The 21,692-nt window shown below is 34.2% G+C and carries 21 protein-coding genes; 8 read left to right on the top strand and 13 right to left on the bottom strand.

All coding sequences use genetic code 11. The features are described 5' to 3' along the window. Nucleotides 1-78: 78 nt before the first annotated feature. Nucleotides 79-780, bottom strand: a complete 702-nt coding sequence (locus DDD_RS16490; protein WP_015364100.1) for an arylesterase — start codon at nucleotides 778-780, stop codon at nucleotides 79-81. Between the two features lie 75 nt (nucleotides 781-855). Between DDD_RS16490 and DDD_RS16485 the strand changes: the two genes are divergently transcribed. Together DDD_RS16485 and DDD_RS16480 are read left to right on the top strand one after the other, a co-directional pair. Beyond that, nucleotides 856-1,545, top strand: a complete 690-nt coding sequence (locus DDD_RS16485) for an ABC transporter ATP-binding protein (RefSeq protein ID WP_041567235.1) — start codon at nucleotides 856-858, stop codon at nucleotides 1,543-1,545. Nucleotides 1,546-1,592: 47 nt separating this feature from the next. Next, nucleotides 1,593-4,088: an ABC transporter permease gene (locus DDD_RS16480; RefSeq protein ID WP_015364098.1), complete on the top strand. Its 2,496-nt coding sequence runs from the start codon at nucleotides 1,593-1,595 to the stop codon at nucleotides 4,086-4,088. Nucleotides 4,089-4,158: 70 nt separating this feature from the next. On the opposite strand, the gene DDD_RS16475 is transcribed toward DDD_RS16480, so the two are convergent. From DDD_RS16475 to DDD_RS16445, 8 genes are all read right to left on the bottom strand, one after another. Beyond that, nucleotides 4,159-4,575 (bottom strand): hypothetical protein, encoded by a 417-nt coding sequence (locus DDD_RS16475; protein WP_146250809.1) that lies wholly within the window; start codon nucleotides 4,573-4,575, stop codon nucleotides 4,159-4,161. A gap of 48 nt (nucleotides 4,576-4,623) precedes the next feature. After that, nucleotides 4,624-5,001, bottom strand: a complete 378-nt coding sequence (locus tag DDD_RS16470) for a VOC family protein (protein WP_015364096.1) — start codon at nucleotides 4,999-5,001, stop codon at nucleotides 4,624-4,626. A gap of 4 nt (nucleotides 5,002-5,005) precedes the next feature. Then, nucleotides 5,006-5,653 (bottom strand): hypothetical protein, encoded by a 648-nt coding sequence (locus tag DDD_RS16465; RefSeq protein ID WP_015364095.1) that lies wholly within the window; start codon nucleotides 5,651-5,653, stop codon nucleotides 5,006-5,008. Nucleotides 5,654-5,785: 132 nt separating this feature from the next. After that, nucleotides 5,786-7,216 carry a S41 family peptidase gene (locus DDD_RS16460; RefSeq protein ID WP_015364094.1) on the bottom strand — a complete coding sequence of 477 codons (1,431 nt, stop codon included), beginning with the start codon at nucleotides 7,214-7,216 and terminating at the stop codon, nucleotides 5,786-5,788. Between the two features lie 153 nt (nucleotides 7,217-7,369). After that, the gene (locus DDD_RS16455) at nucleotides 7,370-8,563 is read right to left on the bottom strand and encodes a PQQ-dependent sugar dehydrogenase (RefSeq protein WP_015364093.1); all 1,194 of its coding nucleotides are present in this window, start codon (nucleotides 8,561-8,563) and stop codon (nucleotides 7,370-7,372) included. 181 nt (nucleotides 8,564-8,744) lie between these two features. Beyond that, complete coding sequence (locus tag DDD_RS18360; RefSeq protein ID WP_262491814.1) at nucleotides 8,745-8,873, bottom strand: hypothetical protein; 129 nt, start codon at nucleotides 8,871-8,873, stop codon at nucleotides 8,745-8,747. 354 nt (nucleotides 8,874-9,227) lie between these two features. After that, nucleotides 9,228-11,015, bottom strand: coding sequence for a M56 family metallopeptidase (locus DDD_RS16450; RefSeq protein ID WP_041567233.1), 1,788 nt, complete (start codon nucleotides 11,013-11,015; stop codon nucleotides 9,228-9,230). Then, on the bottom strand, nucleotides 11,012-11,374 hold the full coding sequence (locus tag DDD_RS16445; RefSeq protein WP_015364090.1) for a BlaI/MecI/CopY family transcriptional regulator: 363 nt from the start codon (nucleotides 11,372-11,374) through the stop codon (nucleotides 11,012-11,014). Before DDD_RS16445 ends, DDD_RS16450 begins: the two co-directional genes overlap by 4 nt. 149 nt (nucleotides 11,375-11,523) lie before the next feature. Between DDD_RS16445 and DDD_RS16440 the strand changes: the two genes are divergently transcribed. Together DDD_RS16440 and DDD_RS16435 are read left to right on the top strand one after the other, a co-directional pair. Next, complete coding sequence (locus DDD_RS16440) at nucleotides 11,524-12,114, top strand: LemA family protein (RefSeq protein ID WP_015364089.1); 591 nt, start codon at nucleotides 11,524-11,526, stop codon at nucleotides 12,112-12,114. Nucleotides 12,115-12,122: 8 nt separating this feature from the next. Next, nucleotides 12,123-13,184: a DUF3137 domain-containing protein gene (locus DDD_RS16435; protein WP_015364088.1), complete on the top strand. Its 1,062-nt coding sequence runs from the start codon at nucleotides 12,123-12,125 to the stop codon at nucleotides 13,182-13,184. On the opposite strand, the gene DDD_RS16430 is transcribed toward DDD_RS16435, so the two are convergent. Continuing rightward, nucleotides 13,181-13,591 carry a DUF2452 domain-containing protein gene (locus tag DDD_RS16430; RefSeq protein WP_015364087.1) on the bottom strand — a complete coding sequence of 137 codons (411 nt, stop codon included), beginning with the start codon at nucleotides 13,589-13,591 and terminating at the stop codon, nucleotides 13,181-13,183. The genes DDD_RS16435 and DDD_RS16430 overlap by 4 nt on opposite strands. 274 nt (nucleotides 13,592-13,865) lie before the next feature. On the opposite strand from DDD_RS16430, the gene DDD_RS16425 reads away from it, so the two are divergent. The 4 genes from DDD_RS16425 to DDD_RS16410 all read left to right on the top strand — a co-directional run bounded on the left by DDD_RS16425 (nucleotide 13,866) and on the right by DDD_RS16410 (nucleotide 18,995). Beyond that, on the top strand, nucleotides 13,866-14,132 hold the full coding sequence (locus DDD_RS16425; protein WP_015364086.1) for a hypothetical protein: 267 nt from the start codon (nucleotides 13,866-13,868) through the stop codon (nucleotides 14,130-14,132). A gap of 34 nt (nucleotides 14,133-14,166) precedes the next feature. Continuing rightward, a complete protein-coding gene (locus DDD_RS16420) occupies nucleotides 14,167-15,006 on the top strand; it encodes a 1,4-dihydroxy-2-naphthoyl-CoA synthase (RefSeq protein WP_015364085.1) in 840 nt (279 codons plus the stop codon). Between the two features lie 256 nt (nucleotides 15,007-15,262). Then, the gene (locus DDD_RS16415; protein WP_015364084.1) at nucleotides 15,263-17,755 is read left to right on the top strand and encodes a DUF2339 domain-containing protein; all 2,493 of its coding nucleotides are present in this window, start codon (nucleotides 15,263-15,265) and stop codon (nucleotides 17,753-17,755) included. Nucleotides 17,756-17,765: 10 nt separating this feature from the next. Next, complete coding sequence (locus DDD_RS16410) at nucleotides 17,766-18,995, top strand: DUF3999 family protein (protein WP_015364083.1); 1,230 nt, start codon at nucleotides 17,766-17,768, stop codon at nucleotides 18,993-18,995. Between the two features lie 56 nt (nucleotides 18,996-19,051). Here the strand turns inward: DDD_RS16410 and DDD_RS16405 are convergent, their stop codons facing one another. The 3 genes from DDD_RS16405 to gcvT form a co-directional block, all read right to left on the bottom strand. Continuing rightward, the gene (locus tag DDD_RS16405; RefSeq protein WP_015364082.1) at nucleotides 19,052-19,867 is read right to left on the bottom strand and encodes a sugar nucleotide-binding protein; all 816 of its coding nucleotides are present in this window, start codon (nucleotides 19,865-19,867) and stop codon (nucleotides 19,052-19,054) included. A gap of 104 nt (nucleotides 19,868-19,971) precedes the next feature. Then, a complete protein-coding gene (locus DDD_RS16400) occupies nucleotides 19,972-20,349 on the bottom strand; it encodes a hypothetical protein (RefSeq protein WP_015364081.1) in 378 nt (125 codons plus the stop codon). A 92-nt stretch (nucleotides 20,350-20,441) separates the two neighbouring features. Continuing rightward, nucleotides 20,442-21,524 (bottom strand): glycine cleavage system aminomethyltransferase GcvT, encoded by a 1,083-nt coding sequence (gene gcvT / locus DDD_RS16395; RefSeq protein ID WP_015364080.1) that lies wholly within the window; start codon nucleotides 21,522-21,524, stop codon nucleotides 20,442-20,444. Nucleotides 21,525-21,692: the final 168 nt, after the last annotated feature.

Raw genomic sequence — 21,692 nt, 5'->3', positions numbered from 1 at the left:
AAATGAAAAGTATAAAATTTAAGTGATTTGTTAATGTCAACAACTAAAATCAAGCCAAAAGACGGAAAAGACTCATTTTTAATTAACCATCGGTCCCATTACTTCCCAAACTGTCTGAGCTATAATTTTATGTCCTTCTTCGGTAGGGTGGATTCCGTCATTCTGATTGAGATCTGCAATTCCGCCAACGTCTTTTAAGATAAACGGAATAAAGGCAATGTCATTAGTCGCTGCTATCTCAATGAAGAGTTCCTTAAATTCTGTGGTATAATCTTGTCCCATATTAGGAGGCAATTGCATACCAGCGAGGATAATTTTGGTATCAGGACTTTTCTTTTGTACGGTATTGATTATAGTTTGAAGATTTGCTCGTGTTTCAGATAAAGGAACGCCGCGTAGACCATCATTTGCACCAAGTTCCAGTAGAAAAATATCGATATCTTGATTTAAAATCCAGTCGATGCGGCTTTTACCACCAGCTGTAGTTTCACCGCTTAATCCTGAATTGATCACTGTGTAATTTAAATTTAGAGAATCTATCTTTTCTTGAATTAAACCAGGGAAAGCATTTGCACTATCGTCTAGTCCATAGCCGGCAGTAATACTATCGCCAAAAAATAAAATGGTGCCCGAACCATTGTCTGATGTTTCAGTGATTTGGGATTCTTCCGTTGGTTCGGTGTCTATATTTCCTGAGGTAATATTTTCTTTTTTATCGCTTCCACAACTTAATATAAAGAGTAGAGGAAGAATATAACAAAGTCTTAAGAGTTTCTGCATATCGAGATTGGGTAGGATCAGATTCAATTGTTTATTTTGAGCTTCTAAAGTTATTGTCGTTTTAATTAAGCATATATGTCAAAGATATTGAAGATTACTGGGTTGGGAAAGACTTATTCTAGTGGTCAAAAAGAATTAACAGTCCTACAAGATATTTCCTTTGAAGTAGAGAAAGGTCAGAGCTTTTCTATTGTTGGACCTTCGGGAAGTGGAAAAACTACTCTCTTAGGCTTGTGTGCAGGACTCGATGATCCCAATACTGGAAGCGTAGAGTTATGTGGTCAAGATTTAAGTCTTTTGGATCAAGATCAAAAAGCCCAACTAAGAAATAAAGAAGTAGGTTTTATTTTTCAAAATTTTCAATTGTTGCCAACTCTTACTGCTTTAGAAAACGTGAGCGTTCCCTTAGAGTTGCAAGGAGATCAATCAGCTACTCAAAAGAGTATTACTTTACTAGAGAAAGTAGGTCTAGGTGAACGTGCAGACCATTATCCTACTCAGCTCTCCGGTGGTGAACAACAGCGAGTGGCTTTAGCGAGAGCTTTTGCAAATGCACCTTCTATTTTATTTGCCGATGAGCCTACAGGGAATCTTGATGAAGAAACCGGAGAAAAAGTCATCCAATTGTTATTTGAATTGAATAAGGAGGCAGGAACGACGCTGGTGATTATTTCGCACGATTTAGAATTAGCCCGTAGGACGCAGCAAATATTACGTCTTAAAGGTGGTCAAATTTTAACTAATGAACGCACCAAGGTGCAGTAAAGAACTATCCTATTTTTATGAATCTACATACAAAATGGCTGTTTAAGATGGCATGGCGTGATGCCAAAGCGAGTAAAGTGCGTCTGCTTTTATTTATGGCTTCGATCATTTTAGGAATTGCGGCTGTAGTTTCTATACAATTATTCAGTACTAATCTCAAAGACAATATACAGCTTCAATCTAAAGCCTTAATGGGTGCAGATTACATTATAGACAGCAAACAAAAACCTACCGAACGCGCGCAAGCCATTATTGATTCTCTTAAGCCAGATGCTTCTGAGGTCAATTTTGTATCTATGATAGCATTTCCTAAAAATGGAGGTACTAAACTGGTAAAAGTACGTGCCTTGAAAGGAGATTTTCCTTTTTATGGTACTATTGATACAGAGCCAGCATCAGTGGCTAGTACGTATCAAAATAATGGAGAAGCATTAGTAGATGCCACTTTAATGCTTCAGTTCAATATCAAGCCAGGTGATTCCATAAAAGTTGGCAAACTTACTCTTCCTATAGCTGGAGCATTGAAGGCTATTCCTGGATCAACGGCAATTTCTACTTCTGTAGCTCCACCAGTAATCATTCCTAACAGGTTTGTGGAAAGCACAGAGCTTTTACAATTTGGAAGTCGTAAGGAATATCAATTCTTCTATAAAGCTGCGGACACTTTAAATTTAAGTCAGTTTGAGGAGAAAATAGATCCCATGCTGGATGCAGAAAACTCAGACTTAGATACACATACTAGTACCAGTGAACGTTTAGGAAGACGATATGAGAACGTCGGCAAATTCTTATATCTGGCAGCATTTATTGCTTTGCTCTTAGGTTGTATAGGTATTGCTAGTTCGGTTCATATTTATATCAAAGAAAAATTAAAAGCCATTGCAGTATTAAAATGTATGGGAGCTTCTAGAAAGCAAAGTTTTCTTATTTTCCTTATTCAAATCGCTGGAATAGGTATGATAGGCGGTTTAATAGGATCTCTCATAGGCGTCGGACTTCAAGTTTTGTTCCCTTATATCTTGCAAGAGTTTCTTCCATTTACAGTAGAGATAAGTATCTCACTACAACCTATACTCATAGGAGTGTTTTTAGGATTGTTTATGTCTGTATTATTTGCACTTTTGCCTCTTATCGGTACTTGGTATGTTTCACCTTTAGAAGTTTTACGTGTAAATGAAGAGGCCGCTCAAGGACCTAAAAAAGTACGATTTATAGTGTTTGCAGGCATACTGATATTTTTGTTTTTATTCTCCTTCTGGTTGCTTGAGGATGCGCTCTATGCTTTGAGTTTTGTTGGCGGCACGCTGGTCACCTTTCTTATTTTGGCAGGAACCGCTTTGTGGTTTATGAAACTCATCAGGACCTATTTCCCAAAGCGATGGGGTTTTACCTCGCGCCAAAGTCTTTTAAACCTATTTAGACCAAATAACCAGACTGTAGTATTAGTAGTAGCAATCGGTTTAGGAACTTTTTTAATCAGTACTTTATATTTTACTAAAGATATTCTATTAGCCAAAACAGATATCGAGCAATCTACAGAAAATGCCAGTATGATCATTCTAGATGTCCAAACAGATCAACGTGAGGAAGTAGAAAAGCAACTTAATAGTAATGACCTGCCTATTCTTGATAATATACCACTGGTGACCATGCGCATGCATAAGTTAAAAGATCGATTGATCAATGAGATCCAGCAGGATTCCACTAGAGAAGTTCGCGGTTGGATTTTAAATCACGAATTCAGGACTACTTATCGTGATACATTAATCGATTCAGAAGAAATTATAGAAGGAAAATGGATTCCAGAGTCAAAGACTGATGACCTCGTAAAGATTTCGATTTCAGATAATCTTGCCAAAGATGCTAAAGTCACTGTAGGCGACACCATCGTTTTTAATGTGCAAGGAGTACTTATGGAAACCACCGTGGGAAGCATCCGTAAAGTGGATTGGGGACAAATTCAGCTTAATTTTAGTATCGTATTTCCTAAAGGCGTTTTAGAGCAAGCGCCTCAATTTAATGTCGTTACAACCTCGGTTCCTAATGAAGAAGTTTCAGCAAAAGTACAGCGGGATTTAGTAGCAAAATTACCTAATCTTACAATAATAGACCTGCGACAGGTGTTTACTATTGTAGAGGATGTTTTAGATAAGGTTTCTTGGATCATCAATTTTATGGCCTTTTTTAGCATTCTTACAGGAATTATTGTTTTAATAGGCTCTGTAAGAACTAGTAAATACCAGCGTATTAAGGAAAGCACCTTACTACGAACCTTAGGCGCAAAGAACACTCAGATTTTAAAAATTGCCACTTTAGAATATGTGTTTTTAGGGCTACTGGGAAGTTTAGTTGGTATTTCCTTAGCTTTATTGAGCAGCTTCGGTCTCGCACTATTTGTTTTCCAAGAACCATTTGTACCATCGTGGATTCCGTTTTTAATCTTTTTACCTGGAATAACACTTTTGGTATTATTGATAGGACTAAGCAATATTCGTACGGTTTTGAGCAGTTCTCCATTAGAAGTGCTAAGAAGAGAAGGCTAATATTTACTTTTAAATGAGTTTGAAATTTTTATTCCGCTTTCGCGAAAGCGAGATAAGTAATACAATTTATTCAATCACTAGAGGCAATGTACATGATAAAAGTATTCTTATCAATAAGCTCTATTTGATTTATAACACTACGATCGTCATTTGAGTAAATCAATTGATTCTTTTTTGGATGATAAGTGTAGTAATAGGGTTTTTGACGATTCCCTAATTCATTACCGCACCAGCCGCGCGGTTTAAGGGGTTTTGAAGACTTATAATAAGGGATGTAAGTGACGATGAAATTTCTAGAAAAACGAAACATATTTGCGTCTTCCTTATAATTGCTTCTCACAAAAGTGGTTACTTTTTTACCATCGATAAAATTGATCTGACTTTGTTTCCAGTTTCCCACCATATAACCAGTGGACAATGACGTCTCATTTTGAGAATAAACAAAGGAGCCGACTAGAATAAATAAAACGGAGTAAAGTAATTTCATGGCATAGAAACTTCAATAATTATTCCATTTTGAAATTTCAATGTGAGATTACTTTTTCCTCCACGGCGGATTCTTTCTATTTTCACCTGCGCGATAAAGAACTAAGTGATTGCCGTCTGGATCGAATAGATGAGCTTCTCGCCACAACCAAGGTTGATCTTCTAATTCGGACTCAAACTTAATTTCTTGAGCTTTCAAATAGCTGACTTTTTTATCAAGATCGTCACATTCAAAAAATACTTTGATACCATTTCCTTGAGGTAACTGGTCTACCACAGAAAGACTCAAAGTAGCATCTCCATGAGGAAATTCAAAACGTGCGTAAGCATCATGAGTGTGAACAATCAAATTCAATCCTAGCGTTTCATAAAATGAAATGGATTTATGAAGATCTAAAACAGGAAGTGTGATTTGATTAAGATTCATTTTGTTACTTGTTAATATCCCAAGTTACGTCAATAAGAGATATGATTTTATCTTGCTCGTATTCGCCATATTTAGAATAAAAGGAGCCATCTGGTCTAAGAATCATGTAATTACCGCAAGTTCTTGCATTTTCAAATAGATAATGCTTTAAGAAATCTGCGCTCTCTTGATAAACATTCTTTTTTTCGAGTTGGTATCGTTTTTCGGCTATAAAGAATTGTTCAGTTAAATCAAGTTGTTGCAATCTTTTAGCATAATCGCTATCATTTACATAGGAGTCTGCACAAGTTTTGTCTCCATCTTTAGGAGCTACAAAGTAGTTGATTACAATAGTCGAATTTGTATTAATGTTTTTGCCAGTAAGTTTTTTCAGGTATTTTCTTACCTCTACAAGCTGCTCTTTAGTTAGAGTTCCTTTTTCTCTTTTTAATATAAGACGTCCCACAAAAGCAGTGTCCATTTCTTTGTACTTATAATCATAACCGAACGACATCGCTTTTTGAGCAAACTCTTCTTTGGAAATAGTTTCTCCTTTGTTACCAAAATAATAGCTGGGTTTTTCAATTGATTGCTGCGCAAAACCAGTACTACACGCAAAAAGCAATGCTACTATTATCAAAATATTAAAACGGAAAAAATAAATATTTATCATGTTGATTTTCAAAAGGATAGAAAGTTATTTTCCTTTAGAACGCATCAAATGTATATGATTTTTAAATAGTAGTTACAGCTTTAAATTAAAATTATGATTTCCAGAGTTAAATGGTGTTTAAGGCAATCAAAATCACAAATTTATCTCTTTCCACATCCCATTGCCAAAAGGGCGCAACTCATTACTACCTATAAACTCATCATAAGTTCTAGGAGATGATTCAAATCTAGAAGCACGACCATTGAGTCTTATATCTTCTAAACATCTGGCTAAAAGTGGTTCATTTTCATCACCTAGAATTCCTAAATTTTCAAAGTCTTCTTCTTGTACAATATCTGGAAATAAACCATCAAAATAATCTGTATTTCCTACGGAGTTCAAGCTTTTAAGAACTAGCGGTTGCATCGCATAACGATGTGCTGGATTAGCGCCATTTCTTCTGAAATTTGGACTGTCATATAAGGTTACACTTGCTTGAAACTTCCCTGCAGTATCATCACCTACTTGAACCACATCTATATAAGGTTCTAAAGAGTTTATCACTAACTCGCTAGCACTCGCCGTATTGCCTGTAGTAATCACATGGACTTTACTAAGATTCAAGCTATTTAAAGTGGTTCCTGAGTTGGTTTGATTTTTAAAGAAATTAATTAAATCTTGAGGAGAATTTGCTGATAACTGCGCTTGAATGTCTGGGTTCCACTCCTCAGTAGAATATACATCGGTAACTGGATTTCCAGAAATTAAACTTCCAAGAATAATCGCAGTATTTACCGAGCCACCACCGTTATACCTGAGGTCAAGTACTAAATGCGTCACGCCTTGAGCTCTAAAATCACCAAAAACATCATTAAGTTGCTCGTCAAATTGTGATAAGAATCCCGTGTACATTAAATAGCCTACTTTTTGAGTTCCTTGATCTATCACGTTAGTGACTAGTATAGGATCTTCTTGATTTACTTCTTTAGAAAGTGTAATCTCTATTCCATTTGAAGTAGTCATCCCATTATTAAGATCTGCAAGACCTATAGTATAAACGTCTTGAGCAAGTAAAGTTCTAACGTTTTCTCTGGTCATTCTAATGCCATCTATAGTATTAAAGATCATACCACGAGTAACGCCTTCTCTTTCAGCACTAGTATTGGGTTGAACATATCTTACGTATCCATAAATATCAGTAGCGCTACCAGCTTCAGCAACAGTACCGAATTCCATTCCAGTAGTTAAAGAATTTCCGGATAAAATATTTTCAAGAGCCACATAATCATCAAATATGACACTAAAACGATCTGTTCTTGCTCTATCAAAAACTAGTGTTTCAAAAAACTCTTCTGGTGAGTCATACTGCGCATGAAAAGCTTCTAATTCTCCAATAGTTGCAAATCTATCATCATCTAGCACATCAATTTCTGGCTTGTATAAATAAAATGCGTTCATGCCACGATAAACGAAATTATTGATCTCGCTTTTGCCAGCAAAAACATCATCATTATCCTGAAAACAACTGGTTGGTGTTACTACAGCGAGTAATGCAAAAACTATATACTTAAAAAATTTATTCATCTAATGGCTTATTTTGAACCAAAAATAAAGAAAACACTTCACAAAAGATTAAAGAATCTGGTGTACTCCTAAAGCTTTATCACTTCCGTACTGTTATATTTCGAAAATTGAGATAAAAATATTCACTTTAGTATCAAACGTATAAGCCGATTACTACCTCGTAATTTTGAAGATTCCTTTTCCTTCCACGCCTATATAAATCATTCCGTCTGGACCTATTTTTACATTGCGCATACGACCTAATCCGTCGACTAATTTTTCTCTTTTGGATACTCCTTTATCATTAACGTAAAGCATCTCTAAATATTGGAACTTTAAAGAACCTACGAGATAATTGCCGTTCCAGTTTTTGTATGCTTCATTATCAATAATCGCAAAACCGCTAGGCGCAATACTAGGTACCCAGTAATAAAATGGTTGTTCCATTCCTTCTTTTGCAGTGCTTTCTGCAAACTCGCCACCACCATAATTTTCTCCATAGCTGATGACTGGCCAGCCGTAATTGCGTCCGGCTTTTATAAAATTAATCTCGTCTCCACCTTGTGGACCATGCTCATGAGCAATTATTTCTCCAGTCCTAGGATGAACAGTCATCCCTTGCGGATTTCTATTTCCATAAGTAAAAGCAGCAGTTTTTGCTCCGGTTACGTCCACGAAAGGATTGTCCTCTGGGATACGTCCATCATCATGAATCCTGTAAATTTTACCACCATCTCTAGTTAAATCTTGCGGATTCACATCTCGCTCACCACGCTCACCAATAGAAAAATATAAATATCCTTCACTGTCCCAAGCAAAACGACTTCCAAAATGCTGTCCTTTTCTCGTATTGGGCGTTGCCTTGTAGAGTACTTTTAAATCAGTAAGTTCATCATTTTTCAAAACAGCACTGGCGATAGCGGTATTACCGCCAGAACCTTCACCTTCAGAACTCGCATAGGAGATATAAATTTTATTATTCTCTTTATAATTAGGATGTATCGTTACATCTAGTAAACCGCCTTGTCCTCTTAAATAAACCTCTGGAACACCAGATATTTCGTTTGAAGTAGTACCATCAAACCTGTACATTTCACCAGCTTTTTCGGTATAAATCACATCACCATTTGGCAACCATGTCATTCCCCAAGGATTGGTAAGATCTTTTACTACAGTAGTAACGGTATAGTCTTTTTGGTCTTCAATAAGCGGTATGTTTTGAACGGCAGGCTTTGATTGATTGCTCTTATCATTTGATTCTAGTATCGGAGAACTATCATTCACTGCTAGGTTATCAATAGATTTTGAATCATTCTTACAGCTGATTAGTATTAATGAGAAACAGATAATTAAAGTAAAACGTATCATGGCTTAATTATTTAATTTAAAATTAAATCTTAACAAGTTACAAAACGTTAATTAAAAGAAAAATCCCTTTGTGAATGCAAAGGGATTAATCAGTTTCTGGTGGTTATTATATGGTAGTGTTTTCTAATAAATTTAAAGATGGCTAATTCAAATAAATGATATTTAAAAAACACTTTTTTTCTTAGCATAAGAAAAACAATCTTGAAGCCTCCATATCTTCATCAAATGGTAGATTTTCATCAAAAGAGCGATTTCTAGAGAGAATCGGGAAGTCAGAGTTGAGGTTGAGAATTCTGTTTGAATTTTTCATGTTTTTGGTTTTAAGAGTTTGGTTTGAATTATCTATGTCTACGTTTAGAATTCCAAGAATCTGCAAATGTATTCTGGTTGCTAGTTCTGTTGTTCGTTGCGTTGTTTCCGTTTAAAAATCCTTTAGTCGTTTTCATAATATTTATATTTTGTGGTTATATCTAATAGACGACTCTACTTTTCAATTGTTACAGCAAAAGGAATAATTATTTTTAATAAATTATTTAAAATACTGATTTACAGATAAATAAATTGCTAATTATTTTAGCAGCGCAATAAAAAAGCGATTCTTATTAGTAAAGAACCGCTTTAGGTTGTTGTGTTCCGCTTTCGCGAAAGCGAGATTATAAACCAGTTACTCTTGAACTTGAAAAATTATAGGTAACGCATAAATAACATTCACTGGTTGACCATTTTGCTTTCCTGGAATCATTTGAGGTAGCATATTGATGACACGAGCAGCTTCTTCTTGAAGTTCTGGACTTTTAGCTCTAGACTTTATATCTACTGCATTTCCATTTTGATCAATTTTAAATTGAACGGATATTTTGTGACGACCTGCCATATCCTTAGCAATACCAGTATTAAAGTTTTTGTTTACAAATTGAGTGATCTTGTCTTGTGTACATTTCTTAATCTCGGCTTCTGTACCGGTACAGTGTTCAAAATGTGGCACTTCGTCTATTATGGCAAATGGGACGTCTGTATCAATAGATTCAACACCAAATTCAGAATTTTTGATTTCTTCTATTTCTATGGTTTCTTCAATACTGATCTCATTGTGTAGTTCAACAACACGTGATATCATTTTTTGATATTCACTATCACTTAACTCAGAAACTCGATCTTTAAATGCACCACTTAAATAACCATCTACATAAGAGTGGATTTGCTCACTATTCCAGCTAAAAGGAGCAGTCATATAGCTTGGTTCCATTTTAGGTGATTCAGTTATATAAGTCACATTAAAGTTTTCATTTAGATCGTCTACGACTAACGTTCTAGAGTTGTCCATAATTATTGATAAGATTTTAAGATAACGTTGTCCATCATCCGATTGCATTTTATTCCAAATCTCTTCCTTACTAGTTTTTCTTGTGGAATCTTTTAAAATACTGTTTGGAAACACATCTGAATTATAAAATGCAATATCATCTTCACTCAGCCCTTGATAAAAATCCTTTTGACCATATTCAAATTTTGAAAGCCTAGGTATAAACGCTGATTTTTCTTGTTCATTTATTTCAGTGGATTCAGCAGTTACTTCTGGATCCTGCGTACAAGCCGTAAAAATGATACTACCTAAAACGACAGGAATAATGAAGGCGAGTTTAACTAATGATTTTGCGGTACTTTTCTTTTTCTGTAACATAAGGATGCGGTTTTTTAATAAGGATTTATTGAAATAAGAACTGGCTAGTGTAAATTGATCGGTTCCAAAAACGGCTTTTAATAAAGATTCTTGATAGGTATTACTTTCTTGATTTTTCAAGAAGAATTGATCTACGATATATTCATGAACTAACTTCAACTCACGTTGTGCTATATAAGGAATAGGATGGAACCAAAAAATAATTTTGCAGATCTCATAAGCGACTAAATCATAGGAGTGAAGCTGTTTTATATGAATACGCTCATGTGCAATGATTTCTTCTGTTTTTTCTGGATTTATATTTTCATCAATAACTATATTATTAAAGAATGAAAAAGCGGTGAGCTTTTGATTTGTTTTCGTTATTAAAAGTCCATTAGTAAATTGAGTCGTTCCTTTTCTAATAATTTCTTTTATGGTTGAAATTTTATAGAGAAATAATAATAGACTTATAAAAACACCTATTCCATATATAAGGAATGCGATCATCAGGTAATCAATAGGCTTTTCTATAGGAGCAGTAGTTGCATTATCTGTAATCACTAACGTTTCTGACATTTCTAGAGATACTGGTGCAATAACAGTTTCATTTAATGGTGCTAATTCAATACTAAAAGGAGCACTGATAAACGGTATTACAATACTTAATAGAGGAATGGCAAGCAAATAAGCTCTGTTCCATTGAAAAAAAGTCTCTTTTCTTAGAAACAAATGGTAAACGCTATAAAATAAAAAAGCCAATACCGAACTGTGGATCAAATGCTGTATCATGATTTCTTTTTGTTTATTTCGTTTAATATTTCTTCTAAGTCTTTAACACTCAAATCTTCTTGTTGCATAAAAAAGGAGACCATGCTTTTATAAGATCCTTTAAAATAATTACTAGCTAATTTATTTGCCGTTGCTTTAGAATAGGCACTTTTAGAAACCTTAGGAAAATAAATGTGTCCACGACCTTCTTTACGGTAATCGACAAACTCTTTATTCTCTAAAATTCTTATAATAGTAGAAACGGTATTGTAAGCTGGCTTAGGTTCAGGCATTTGCTCAATGATTTGAGCAACGTTTGCTTCCTTAAGCACCCAAAGGTGTTGCATAATGTCTTCTTCGGCAGTAGTGAGTGTTTTCATAAATATAAAAGATTAACTAAAAACTTAGTTCAAATATAAACTAAGTTTTTAGTTTAAACTAATTATTTAGTTAAAATATGTTGTTGGTTCATTATGAACCTTTTTTTAAAGCGCTAAATGAAGTATTTTGCAGCATAATAGTTATTCAAATGAGTAAGTCTACTGCTTTAATTATCATCATTGTTTTTCTTATCGTTACAAGTCCGTTTTGTTTCATTGGGATTCCTGTATTATTAATTGTTTATAACGGTATGGTACGACAGAAGAATAGGGTAGACATGAGTTACAGTGGTATTGATGTAGTTCTTAAAAAGCGATACGATCTTATTCCTAATCTTGTTGAAAGTGTAAAAGAATATATGAATCATGAAAAAGAAGTCTTTGAAAGTATTACTTCGTTGAGAAGTAAAATTCCCAATGCAACTTCTAAAGAAGAACGTTTTGAGATGGAAAATCAAATGTCCCAACTTTTAGGAGGCATCAATGTTTCTATGGAAAACTATCCAGATTTGAAGTCTAACGAGAATATGATCCAGTTGCAAAGAACGCTTACGGAGATGGAAGAACAAATAAGCGGCGCAAGAAGAGCTTATAATTCTAATGTTCTTGCTCTTAATGATAAAATAGTAAGTATTCCTACTAATGTGATAGCCGCATATTTAGAATACAAGCCAGCTATATATTTTGAAGCTAGCGAAAGTGAGAAAAGTAACCCAAACGTTAGTTCTTTATTTAAATAATCAAATTCATGGAGCATCAACTCTTTCAATTGCTGGAAACTAAAGCAACTCAATTAGAAAAAAAGCGTATTAAATTAAAACGCTTTTACGGCTTGTATAAAATAACCATATTACCTCTCAATTTTTTACTGCAAATTGCTACAGTTGCAGTCATAGTGGTCGGGATTTTTTTTCCACCGTTTTGGCTTTGGCTTATTTTACTATTTGCAATTTATATAGGACTGAGCTTTGTACCACATCCGAAGGAGAGTTACCACGACTACGTTAAGGAAGATGTTTTACCTCAAATTTTTAAAGAGGTCCATCCTAATTATGAATACCATCCATTTGGTATCAACAACGAGGCATTAAGTAATAGTGGTTTTTTTAATAAATCATTTTTTAAAAATAATGTTTTCATTCATGGAGAAGATCGTGTAACAGGAACAGTAGATAATGTGGCTGTTGATTTTACTGAAGTTGCGTTTTATAGAAAAGATATTAATTGGTTAAAATCATTTGGTGCATTTATTCTCGCCATTTTGTTATTTCCTATAGCCATAATCCATGGATTGTTTAATCAGGAAGACGGCGTTGAACCTATAGTAGAATTTGGTTTTGTGCGAGATACCATTAAATACTATCGTGGTTTATTCCTTTATGCAGACTTCCATAAAAGTTTTGATGGAGACGTGATCTTGATTCCTAAAAAATTAGAAAGTAATTGGGAGAAATTTAGTGATTCTGTTTTTGGATCAACTTATTCAAAAATGGAAGTAGAAGATCATACCATTAGCAGTACTTACTCTGTTTATACTACTAATGCGCAAATGGGGTATTATGTATTATCGCCTAGCTTGATTAACTCTATAGTTCAAATCATCGATAATGAGAAAGTACATCCTATGATTTCTTTTAGGTCGGGCAAAATGTACATGACTATTCCTTGGGATCGCGATTACTTCAGTGTAGATATCAATAAACCGGTAAACGGAGCGGCTTATTTTACCAATTATATTGAAGATATCAAATCCTTTGAAAAAATCATCAAGCATTTGAAATTAGATGTAAGAATATGGAGTAAATCTTAACCTTCTATTTCTTCCCAAAGCTTTTCAGAAGTCAATCGATACGTACCGACAAAATCCCATGAACACTCTGTAGGATGTATTACAGATAAGAACGGTAATCCATCTTTACGTCCTTTATAAAGGTGGTAAGTTTCTCCTACAATAGGTTCAAAGGAGAATTTTGCACCATAAACCAGCTGGTTATCCTCATATTTTTTAACCATGGCATCATATTGCTCTTTGAGTTGGTCAAATTGTGATTTAATCTCATGGTTGACTTTATTGATATTAGTCTGTTTCCACGAAGTGATGTCTGGAGTAGTAATTTTAGGAGCAGACACGCCACTGGAATAGGGAAGAAGCGCAGCATTATAAGTGCCGGTTTCTTCATCGTAAACTACGTAATCTGGTTTTTTTTCTTCACTCATATAGCAAATTTACAACTTGGCAGCTTTTCTTGTAGAAGATTAACATGATTTTCTTAAACAAAAAATCGAGATAGAATTACTCTATCTCGATTTGGCCAATTTTTCAATTCCCCCAAATTGTAAAATTACACTGCTAACTTACACCTGTTCTTGGCTTCCATAAAGCGTCACTAGATGATTTGATATTCTCATGGCAGGAACGGTTATGTTGGTTTGATGTGATCTCGCTTTCGCGAAAGCGTAACAAAAACAAGTATCATACTACTAATATGATATGACTAACGAAATCAATTACATCGACTTTGAGCCTCAAATTTTAGAAAAGAACTTTTGGGGTACAAAAACCTACGAGACTACGGCAATCGTTCTGGAACGAGCTAATGAATGGGTAAGGAAGAATTACAATCGCAAAATTATTAATGTGGAGACGATCATTGTTCCAAAATCCAGTACTTCTTTAAAGAATACCAATACCAATAAGTTAAATATGCAAGGAGGAATTGTGTATATGATTGAAACCATACGTGTGTGGTATACATAGTTATAGACCTTATATTTGTAATAAAATTAGACTTATGTCCATCGACTGGAAAACTGCCATAGAATTTGAAGATATCACCTATAAAAAAAGTAATGGTATTGCTCGTATTGCTTTTAACAGGCCAGAAGTGCGCAATGCTTTTAGACCTAAAACTGTTGCTGAGCTTATAAAAGCATTTTATGATGCGCAAGAAGATCTTTCTATAGGAGTTGTTATTCTTACTGGTGAAGGTCCATCAAAGAAAGATGGTGGCTGGGCATTTTGCAGTGGTGGCGATCAAAATGCTCGTGGACACGATGGTTATAAAGATGATTCTGGAACAGGAAGATTAAACATTCTAGAAGTACAACGCATGATACGTTTTATGCCTAAGGTGGTGATTTGCGCGGTTCCAGGTTGGGCAGTAGGTGGTGGACACAGTTTGCATGTAGTTTGTGATATGACTATAGCAAGTAAAGAACACGGAGTTTTTAAACAAACGGATACTGATGTTGCTAGTGTCGACGCCGGCTACGGAAGTGCTTATCTAGCTAAAATGGTAGGACAGAAAAAAGCACGCGAAATCTTCTTTTTAGGACGTACGTACAGCGCTCAAGAAGCCATGGATATGGGAATGGTGAATGCAGTTGTAACCCATGACGAATTAGATCAAACAGCCTACGATTGGGGACAAGAAATCCTTAAAAAATCTCCTATTGCTATTAAAATGGCAAAATTTGCAATGAACGCTACGGACGATGGTATGGTAGGTCAACAAGTATTTGCTGGAGAAATGACACGTCTTATTTACATGACTGACGAAGCTCGAGAAGGAAGAGAAGCCTTTTTAGAAAAACGCGCTCCAGATTGGGGTAAGGATCGGTATATTCCGTAAGTTTTAGTCGCAGTCGCAGTCGCAGTAACAGTTTATAGTAGGAGGTAGTAGATTTATTTGTTCGCTGCGTTTTCAAATAGAAGTAGGCAGTACTTTTTACTAGGTCTTTAAATAATTTCCATTTTGGAGAAATGTCCTCGGGACAATTGGACTTGCATTGCCAGAAATATCTACTTAGGAAAAATCTTTCACGATTTCTTTTTTACTAAATTAGCCTCAGATGTAATCCTACATCTATTCTGTTTAAGCACTTTTTATGGCTAGTAATCAAAAAGCAATACAGCAACTAATTGAAAAATTAGAATTGCTTTCTAAAAAGCAAGAGACTTTTAAATACGAGATATTCGAACTCAAAAATAAGATTGATCTTCTTGCCGCTGAAGAATTAGAAAAGAATTCAACGGATCAAAAACTTGAAAATCAGTTTAAAATTTCAACAGACGTAAATCAGAAAGAAAAAGCTATAAACCCTGTTGAAAAAGAGGACTTACAAAAAGAAATACCCAACAAACCCAAAGAGGTTTTTAATTACCCTTCAACCATAAGTAGGGAGCCATCAAATCAGCCTCAACCAAAGCAGTCTCAAAATTTAAATAGGCTAACTAGAAATAGAAAATCCAATCTTGAAAAATTCATAGGTGAAAACTTACTGAATAAAATTGGAATTTTAATTACAATTATAGGTGTAGGAATAGGAGCAAAATACTCTATAGAAAATGAGTTAATCAGTCCGCTGACTCGCATTATTCTTGGTTATCTTTCTGCTTTAGGCTTATTAGGTTTTGGAATTAAATTGAAGAAAAAATATGAGGCTTACAGTGCTGTTTTAGTTAGTGGAGCAACGGTAATTCTTTACTTTATTACCTTTTTTGCTTACAGCTTTTATGAGTTGATACCTCAAACAGTTGCTTTTATTTTAATGGTTGTGTTTACCATTTTTACTGTCGTAGCTTCCTTAAATTATAACAGACAAATTATTGCTCATCTCGGTTTAGTCGGAGCTTATGCCGTACCGTTTTTACTAAGTGATGGCTCTGGAAAAGTAGCGGTACTTTTTAGTTATATGACGATCATCAACATAGGGATTTTAGTAATTTCTTTTAAGAAGTATTGGAAACCGTTGTATTATACTGCCTTTGGGTTGACTTGGTTGATTTTTAGTTGGTGGTTTGTTTTAGATTATAGAGACGATGCTCATTTTACATTAGGATTGACTTTTTCAACTACGTTCTATATTATTTTCTACTTGACGTTTTTAGCATATAAATTATTTAAAAAAGAAACTTTTGCAACGGCAGATGTTGTTCTTCTATTACTCAATTCATTTATTTATTACGGACTAGGTTATGCTATTTTAAGTGATCATGAAACCGGACAGCATTACCTTGGTTTGTTTACTCTATTCAATGCAGTGATTCATTTCGTAGTTGCAGCAGTCATTTTTAAGCAAAATCTAAGCGATAAAAAGCTGTTTTATCTCGCAACTGCTTTAGTTCTTACTTTTATTTCTATTGCGATACCAGTACAATTAGATGGTAATTGGGTAACCTTATTGTGGACTATTCAAGCTGCGTTATTATTTTGGATAGGAACATCAAAGAAAATCGCTATTTATGAAAAACTCTCTTATCCACTTATGGTGCTGGCTTTTTTGAGTTTGTTAGAAGATTGGCAATCTGGTTACATTTTTTACTCAAATGTCGATGGTATTATGGAAACGCCTATATGGAACACCTATTTCTTAGGTTCTGTATTATTCTTATTAATCTTTGGAACTATTGTTTATTTACAAACAAAAAAGGTTTTTGTTTCTTCTTTGAATTCTAACGAGATCGCTCACCAAATCGTATTTTATGGCGTGCCCTTGATTTTTATTTTCAGTTCGTATTACGCATTTAGACTAGAGATAGCTTTTTATTTTGATCAATGGTATAATAGTTCTGAAATTACAATAGGTACGAGTGGTGGTTATGACAACACCTTAAAAGATTGGAGTTTAAAAGACTTTAAAGCAGTATGGATCATTAATTACACCTTGTTTTTCGTAAGTGCCTTGGCCTATTTAAATTATAGAAAAATTAAAAATACAGCTCTTGAAATAGGCACATTAGTACTTTCATTTATTACGGTATTAGTATTTTTAGTTCAAGGATTATATGCATTAAGCGACTTGAGAGAAGCATATTTAGAGACTTCAGAGTATTTTAATAGAGGTGGATTCTATCTCATCATAAGGTATGTTTCTTTTGTTTTCCTTGCAATGGCAATGACCGCATTTTACAGATTTATTAAAAAAGAAGGTATTCAAAAAGGCTGGAAAATTGCTTATGATGCTATGCTGCATGTTACTATAGTTTGGGTGGTGAGTAGTGAATTGATCCATTGGTTAGATCTAGCAGGAGCGAGAGATTCTTATAAATTAGGTTTGAGTATTCTTTGGGGAGTGTATTCCTTTTTATTAATCGGTTTTGGAATCTGGAAAGGGAAACCTTATTTAAGAATAGGAGGAATGGGCTTGTTTGCCATCACTTTAATTAAACTATTCTTCTATGATATTGCGCATCTCAATACCATTTCTAAAACTATTGTTTTTGTTTCTTTGGGAGTCTTACTTTTAATTATTTCTTTTCTCTATAATAAATACAAGAGCCAAATCATTTATCTAGATAATAATAGTGAAACAGAACCACAACAAAATGAGAATCAAGTGTCTGCTTATGATGAGTTTTATGACAAGAATGATATGTAATATGAGTAAAATGAAATTCAAATACTTCACTTTTATCTTAGCTCTCGTTAGTGCCGTATCGACAGCACAAATAACAGATTATGACTACGAGCGTTCTATTGAGAATGTTTCAGAACCTTGGCATAGCATTACCATTCCTAATGACGTTTTTGGAAAGCTAAATCCTTCGCTTTCTGACATAAGAATTTATGGAGTGAATCAGACTAACGACACGATTGAAGTCCCTTATTTACTTAAAATCCAAAAAGCTGAATATGAAAAGCAGCAACACTCTTTTGAAATAATTAATTCTTCTAAAAACAATCAAGGATACTTTTATACCATAAAATTGAATAAAGATTCTGTTTTAGAAAATATCTTATTGAATTTTGACAACTCCAATTTTGATTGGAAAGTAAATTTAGAAGGAAGCAATGATCAAACCGAATGGTTTACACTACTTGAAGATTATCGAATTCTAGACATCAAAAACGATGCTACAGATTACCGTTTCACGCAGTTAGCATTTTCTCCATCAAACTTTACATATTATAGAGTTTTAATCAAAAGTAAAAGTCAACCTTATTTAAAAGGAGTTGAGGTATCTAATCAAAAACGTGTAGAAGCCAAATACAATCGTTATAAAATCAAAAGCAAAACTGTTACAGACGATAAGAATTCAAAATCAACAATAATTGATGTAGAATTAAATCAAACAGTTCCAGTAAATTACTTGAAGATAGATGTGGCTGCAAATTATGACTATTATCGTAGGTATAGAATTGAATATCTCTCTGACAGCATCAAGACAGAAAAAGGATGGAGCTATAATTATAGAACCCTTGCTACCGGCTATTTAAGTTCTTTAGAGAAGAGTGCGTTAGAATTTGATGCGATTGCACAAAAGTTTAAAGTGAGCATTTATAATGCAGATAACCAGCCGCTTGATATGAACTCCTTAGTCATTAAAGGATATCAGCATGAACTAATAGCAAGATTCACTGAGGAAGCTGACTATAAATTAGTTTATGGTAATCAGTCTGCTTACAGACCAAATTATGACATCACCAATTTCAAGAATAATATCCCTCAAGACTTAGAATACTTGAAACTTGGTAAAGAAGAGAAGATAGAAAAGAATGAAGAAAAAGGTATTGCTGCTTTATTTGAAAACGAAATTTGGCTATGGGCGATTATGGCAATTATCATATTACTTTTAGGAGGTTTTACCTATAAAATGCTTCAGAATTCTGAGTCTTAATTAGTTTTATAGCTATTTATGGATCTCGCTTTCGCGAAAGCGAAACAGTACAAAATCTACAACACCACACTACTTTTTACAACATCTTCAATCGTGAGCTGTAGATGTTTAGGTAACATATTATCTTTAGGCAAAACCGCTAGATGTCTATCTTCATTAGAATCAAAAACTTGCTTGATCAAGGCATCAGGATGTCCTAATTCTTCACAAATATCTTTGATTAAATCAATGTGATGAATGAGGTTATTACTACCCAAATGAAAAATACCACGACGTCTTCTATTAATGATATAATGCAACTGCTGCACTAACTTGTTGATGTGCGTAGCGTTAATAACCACATTAGAAAAAACTTCTATTGCTTCATTCATTTGGAGTTGCGCTTTGATTTCATTAATACGAGGCGAGCCAGCTCCATAAATCATAGGAATGCGACATATCACATATTTGGAGATGGGTTTACGCAGTAGTTCATTTTCGATTTTAATTTTAAAACGGCCATAAATACTTTCTGATAAGGTCTTATCGTACTCATAACTTGGGTAGTTAGTAAATCGGTCAAAAACGTTGGCACTGGATAGAAAAATGACTTTACAATCGTTTTTCTCCACATAATCTGCTATTTCAAAATGCAATCTTACCAGACTGGTCACATTACCTCTCAAGGCGGTAACAATGAATTTAGGCTTTAAATTGTCCAGCAATATATGTAGACGCTCCATTTCATAATCAAACTGATGAAAATGTTTATTCTTTTCAAATATGGGATTATCTGTTTTATATGTCGCGTGAACATCAAAGAACGGCGCCAATTCTTTATAAAGTGCGTTACCTATAAAGCCGCTACCGCCTAGTATAAGAATTCTATTCAAAAATGTATTTTTTACTTAGCATCAATAATATGTTAGTTATTAAACTTCACTTAAAGTTTTGTTTTTAATATCTATTTAAGCTTTGATGAAATGTGAATTGTTAATTACTTTGATTGATCGTACTTATTATACCTAAAACTTGTAAATGAATAAGCATTGTCTTTGTCAGATTCAGTAAATCTTATTTCAATATAATTTAATCTCGCATTTTTGCCAATTTTCTCTACGATGAAATTGTATACCAAATTTGCTTTTGATTTTAGCTCTGCATTTGTTTTATCTAATATGTCGTATTCGTAAAAAGTTACTTGATAAAAACTGCTATCCTCTTCTGTCGATAAAGTAAAATCTATTGAAATATTAGGGTCGTTGAATTCCTCTTGTAATTCAAATTCTAACTTTTGTATTCTTTTAAAAGTTTCTTTAAGATCACACGAACTAAACAATAATAAAGTGCAGATGAGTAAAATTGTAACTTTCATTATTTACTAGTTCTATTCTTATGATTTGTAACTCTCAAATTAAAAAAAACATTATTTCTTAAAATTGTAGCCAAAGAGAATCATCTAAATCTTTATTTTTTATAAAAAGGCAACTTTACCACAGTTGCAGGCATTAACTTTTTTCTAATTTGAATGTAAATTTTACTTCCTGGAGTAGCAAAAACAGGTGGGACATATCCCATTCCTATTCCTCTGGCCATGGATGGAGACATAGTTCCACTGGTAACAATTCCTAGATCTTGCTGGTTGCTGTCTTTTATTTCATAACCACCACGAGGTATTGCTCGATCGTCCATTTCAAAGCCGACTAACTTTCTATCTACTCCTTTTTCTTTGTGTTGTTGTAGCTGCTCATAGTTAACAAATGGCTTAGTAAACTTTGTTACCCAACCTAATCCAGCTTCAAAAGGAGATGTGGTTTCATCAATATCATTTCCGTAAAGGCAATATCCCATTTCTAACCTCAAGGTATCTCTTGCAGCAAGACCTATAGGCTTGATATTAAAAGATGCACCTGCTTCAAACACTTTGTTCCAGATTTGTTTCACCTCTGTATTTTTACAGTAGATCTCAAAACCTCCAGAACCAGTATAACCGGTTGCGCTTATAATGACATGCTCTACTCCGGCAAAATCGGCTACTTCAAAGTGATAAAATTTTATCGCACTTAAATCTACAGAAGTTAGTGATTGCATCGCTTCAACGGCTTTAGGACCTTGTATGGCAAGTAGGGAATAATCATCAGATAGGTTTTTCATCTCTGCATTCATGATATTATGCTTTGAGATATGTTCCCAGTCTTTATCGATGTTAGAAGCATTAACCACAAGTAAGTATTGCTCTTCTTTGATTTTATAGACAATCATGTCATCTACAATTCCTCCAGTTTCATTAGGCAAGTAAGCATATTGCGCTCTTCCTATAGTCAGCTTTGACGCATCATTTGAAGAAACTCGTTGCACTAGCTCTAGCGCCGTAGGACCACTTATTAAAAACTCTCCCATGTGAGAAACATCAAAAACACCTACATGATCTCTAACATTCTGATGTTCAATATTGACACCTTCATATTGTACTGGCATATTAAATCCAGCAAAAGGAACCATTTTTGCTCCTAAAGATTCGTGTATAGTAGTAAGTGTTGTGTTTTTCATGTCATGTTTTTTTGGTTGCGCAAATGTATGGATTATAGTTTTTAATTTGAAGTTAAATAGCGCTACTCTTATCGTTTTCGATAGCGGTTTAACACAAGTATCTTAAGTTAAATTTTCTTAAGATTTTCGTAATTACACATACGACTCATACTTTCAATAGTAAAATTA

Source organism: Nonlabens dokdonensis DSW-6 (genome assembly GCF_000332115.1).
In the GTDB taxonomy this organism is placed as follows: domain Bacteria; phylum Bacteroidota; class Bacteroidia; order Flavobacteriales; family Flavobacteriaceae; genus Nonlabens; species Nonlabens dokdonensis.
This window is presented reverse-complemented; position numbering and strand designations above follow the sequence as displayed.

Excerpts from the sequence above, each read along its gene's own strand:
- DDD_RS16490 (WP_015364100.1), bottom strand. The coding sequence starts at position 780 with ATGCAGAAACTCTTAAGACTTTGTTATATTCTTCCTCTACTCTTTATA.
- DDD_RS16485 (WP_041567235.1), top strand. The coding sequence starts at position 856 with ATGTCAAAGATATTGAAGATTACTGGGTTGGGAAAGACTTATTCTAGT.
- DDD_RS16480 (WP_015364098.1), top strand. The coding sequence starts at position 1,593 with ATGGCATGGCGTGATGCCAAAGCGAGTAAAGTGCGTCTGCTTTTATTT.
- DDD_RS16475 (WP_146250809.1), bottom strand. The coding sequence starts at position 4,575 with ATGAAATTACTTTACTCCGTTTTATTTATTCTAGTCGGCTCCTTTGTT.
- DDD_RS16470 (WP_015364096.1), bottom strand. The coding sequence starts at position 5,001 with ATGAATCTTAATCAAATCACACTTCCTGTTTTAGATCTTCATAAATCC.
- DDD_RS16465 (WP_015364095.1), bottom strand. The coding sequence starts at position 5,653 with ATGATAAATATTTATTTTTTCCGTTTTAATATTTTGATAATAGTAGCA.
- DDD_RS16460 (WP_015364094.1), bottom strand. The coding sequence starts at position 7,216 with ATGAATAAATTTTTTAAGTATATAGTTTTTGCATTACTCGCTGTAGTA.
- DDD_RS16455 (WP_015364093.1), bottom strand. The coding sequence starts at position 8,563 with ATGATACGTTTTACTTTAATTATCTGTTTCTCATTAATACTAATCAGC.
- DDD_RS18360 (WP_262491814.1), bottom strand. The coding sequence starts at position 8,873 with ATGAAAAATTCAAACAGAATTCTCAACCTCAACTCTGACTTCCCGATT.
- DDD_RS16450 (WP_041567233.1), bottom strand. The coding sequence starts at position 11,015 with ATGATACAGCATTTGATCCACAGTTCGGTATTGGCTTTTTTATTTTAT.
- DDD_RS16445 (WP_015364090.1), bottom strand. The coding sequence starts at position 11,374 with ATGAAAACACTCACTACTGCCGAAGAAGACATTATGCAACACCTTTGG.
- DDD_RS16440 (WP_015364089.1), top strand. The coding sequence starts at position 11,524 with ATGAGTAAGTCTACTGCTTTAATTATCATCATTGTTTTTCTTATCGTT.
- DDD_RS16435 (WP_015364088.1), top strand. The coding sequence starts at position 12,123 with ATGGAGCATCAACTCTTTCAATTGCTGGAAACTAAAGCAACTCAATTA.
- DDD_RS16430 (WP_015364087.1), bottom strand. The coding sequence starts at position 13,591 with ATGAGTGAAGAAAAAAAACCAGATTACGTAGTTTACGATGAAGAAACC.
- DDD_RS16425 (WP_015364086.1), top strand. The coding sequence starts at position 13,866 with ATGACTAACGAAATCAATTACATCGACTTTGAGCCTCAAATTTTAGAA.
- DDD_RS16420 (WP_015364085.1), top strand. The coding sequence starts at position 14,167 with ATGTCCATCGACTGGAAAACTGCCATAGAATTTGAAGATATCACCTAT.
- DDD_RS16415 (WP_015364084.1), top strand. The coding sequence starts at position 15,263 with ATGGCTAGTAATCAAAAAGCAATACAGCAACTAATTGAAAAATTAGAA.
- DDD_RS16410 (WP_015364083.1), top strand. The coding sequence starts at position 17,766 with ATGAAATTCAAATACTTCACTTTTATCTTAGCTCTCGTTAGTGCCGTA.
- DDD_RS16400 (WP_015364081.1), bottom strand. The coding sequence starts at position 20,349 with ATGAAAGTTACAATTTTACTCATCTGCACTTTATTATTGTTTAGTTCG.
- gcvT (WP_015364080.1), bottom strand. The coding sequence starts at position 21,524 with ATGAAAAACACAACACTTACTACTATACACGAATCTTTAGGAGCAAAA.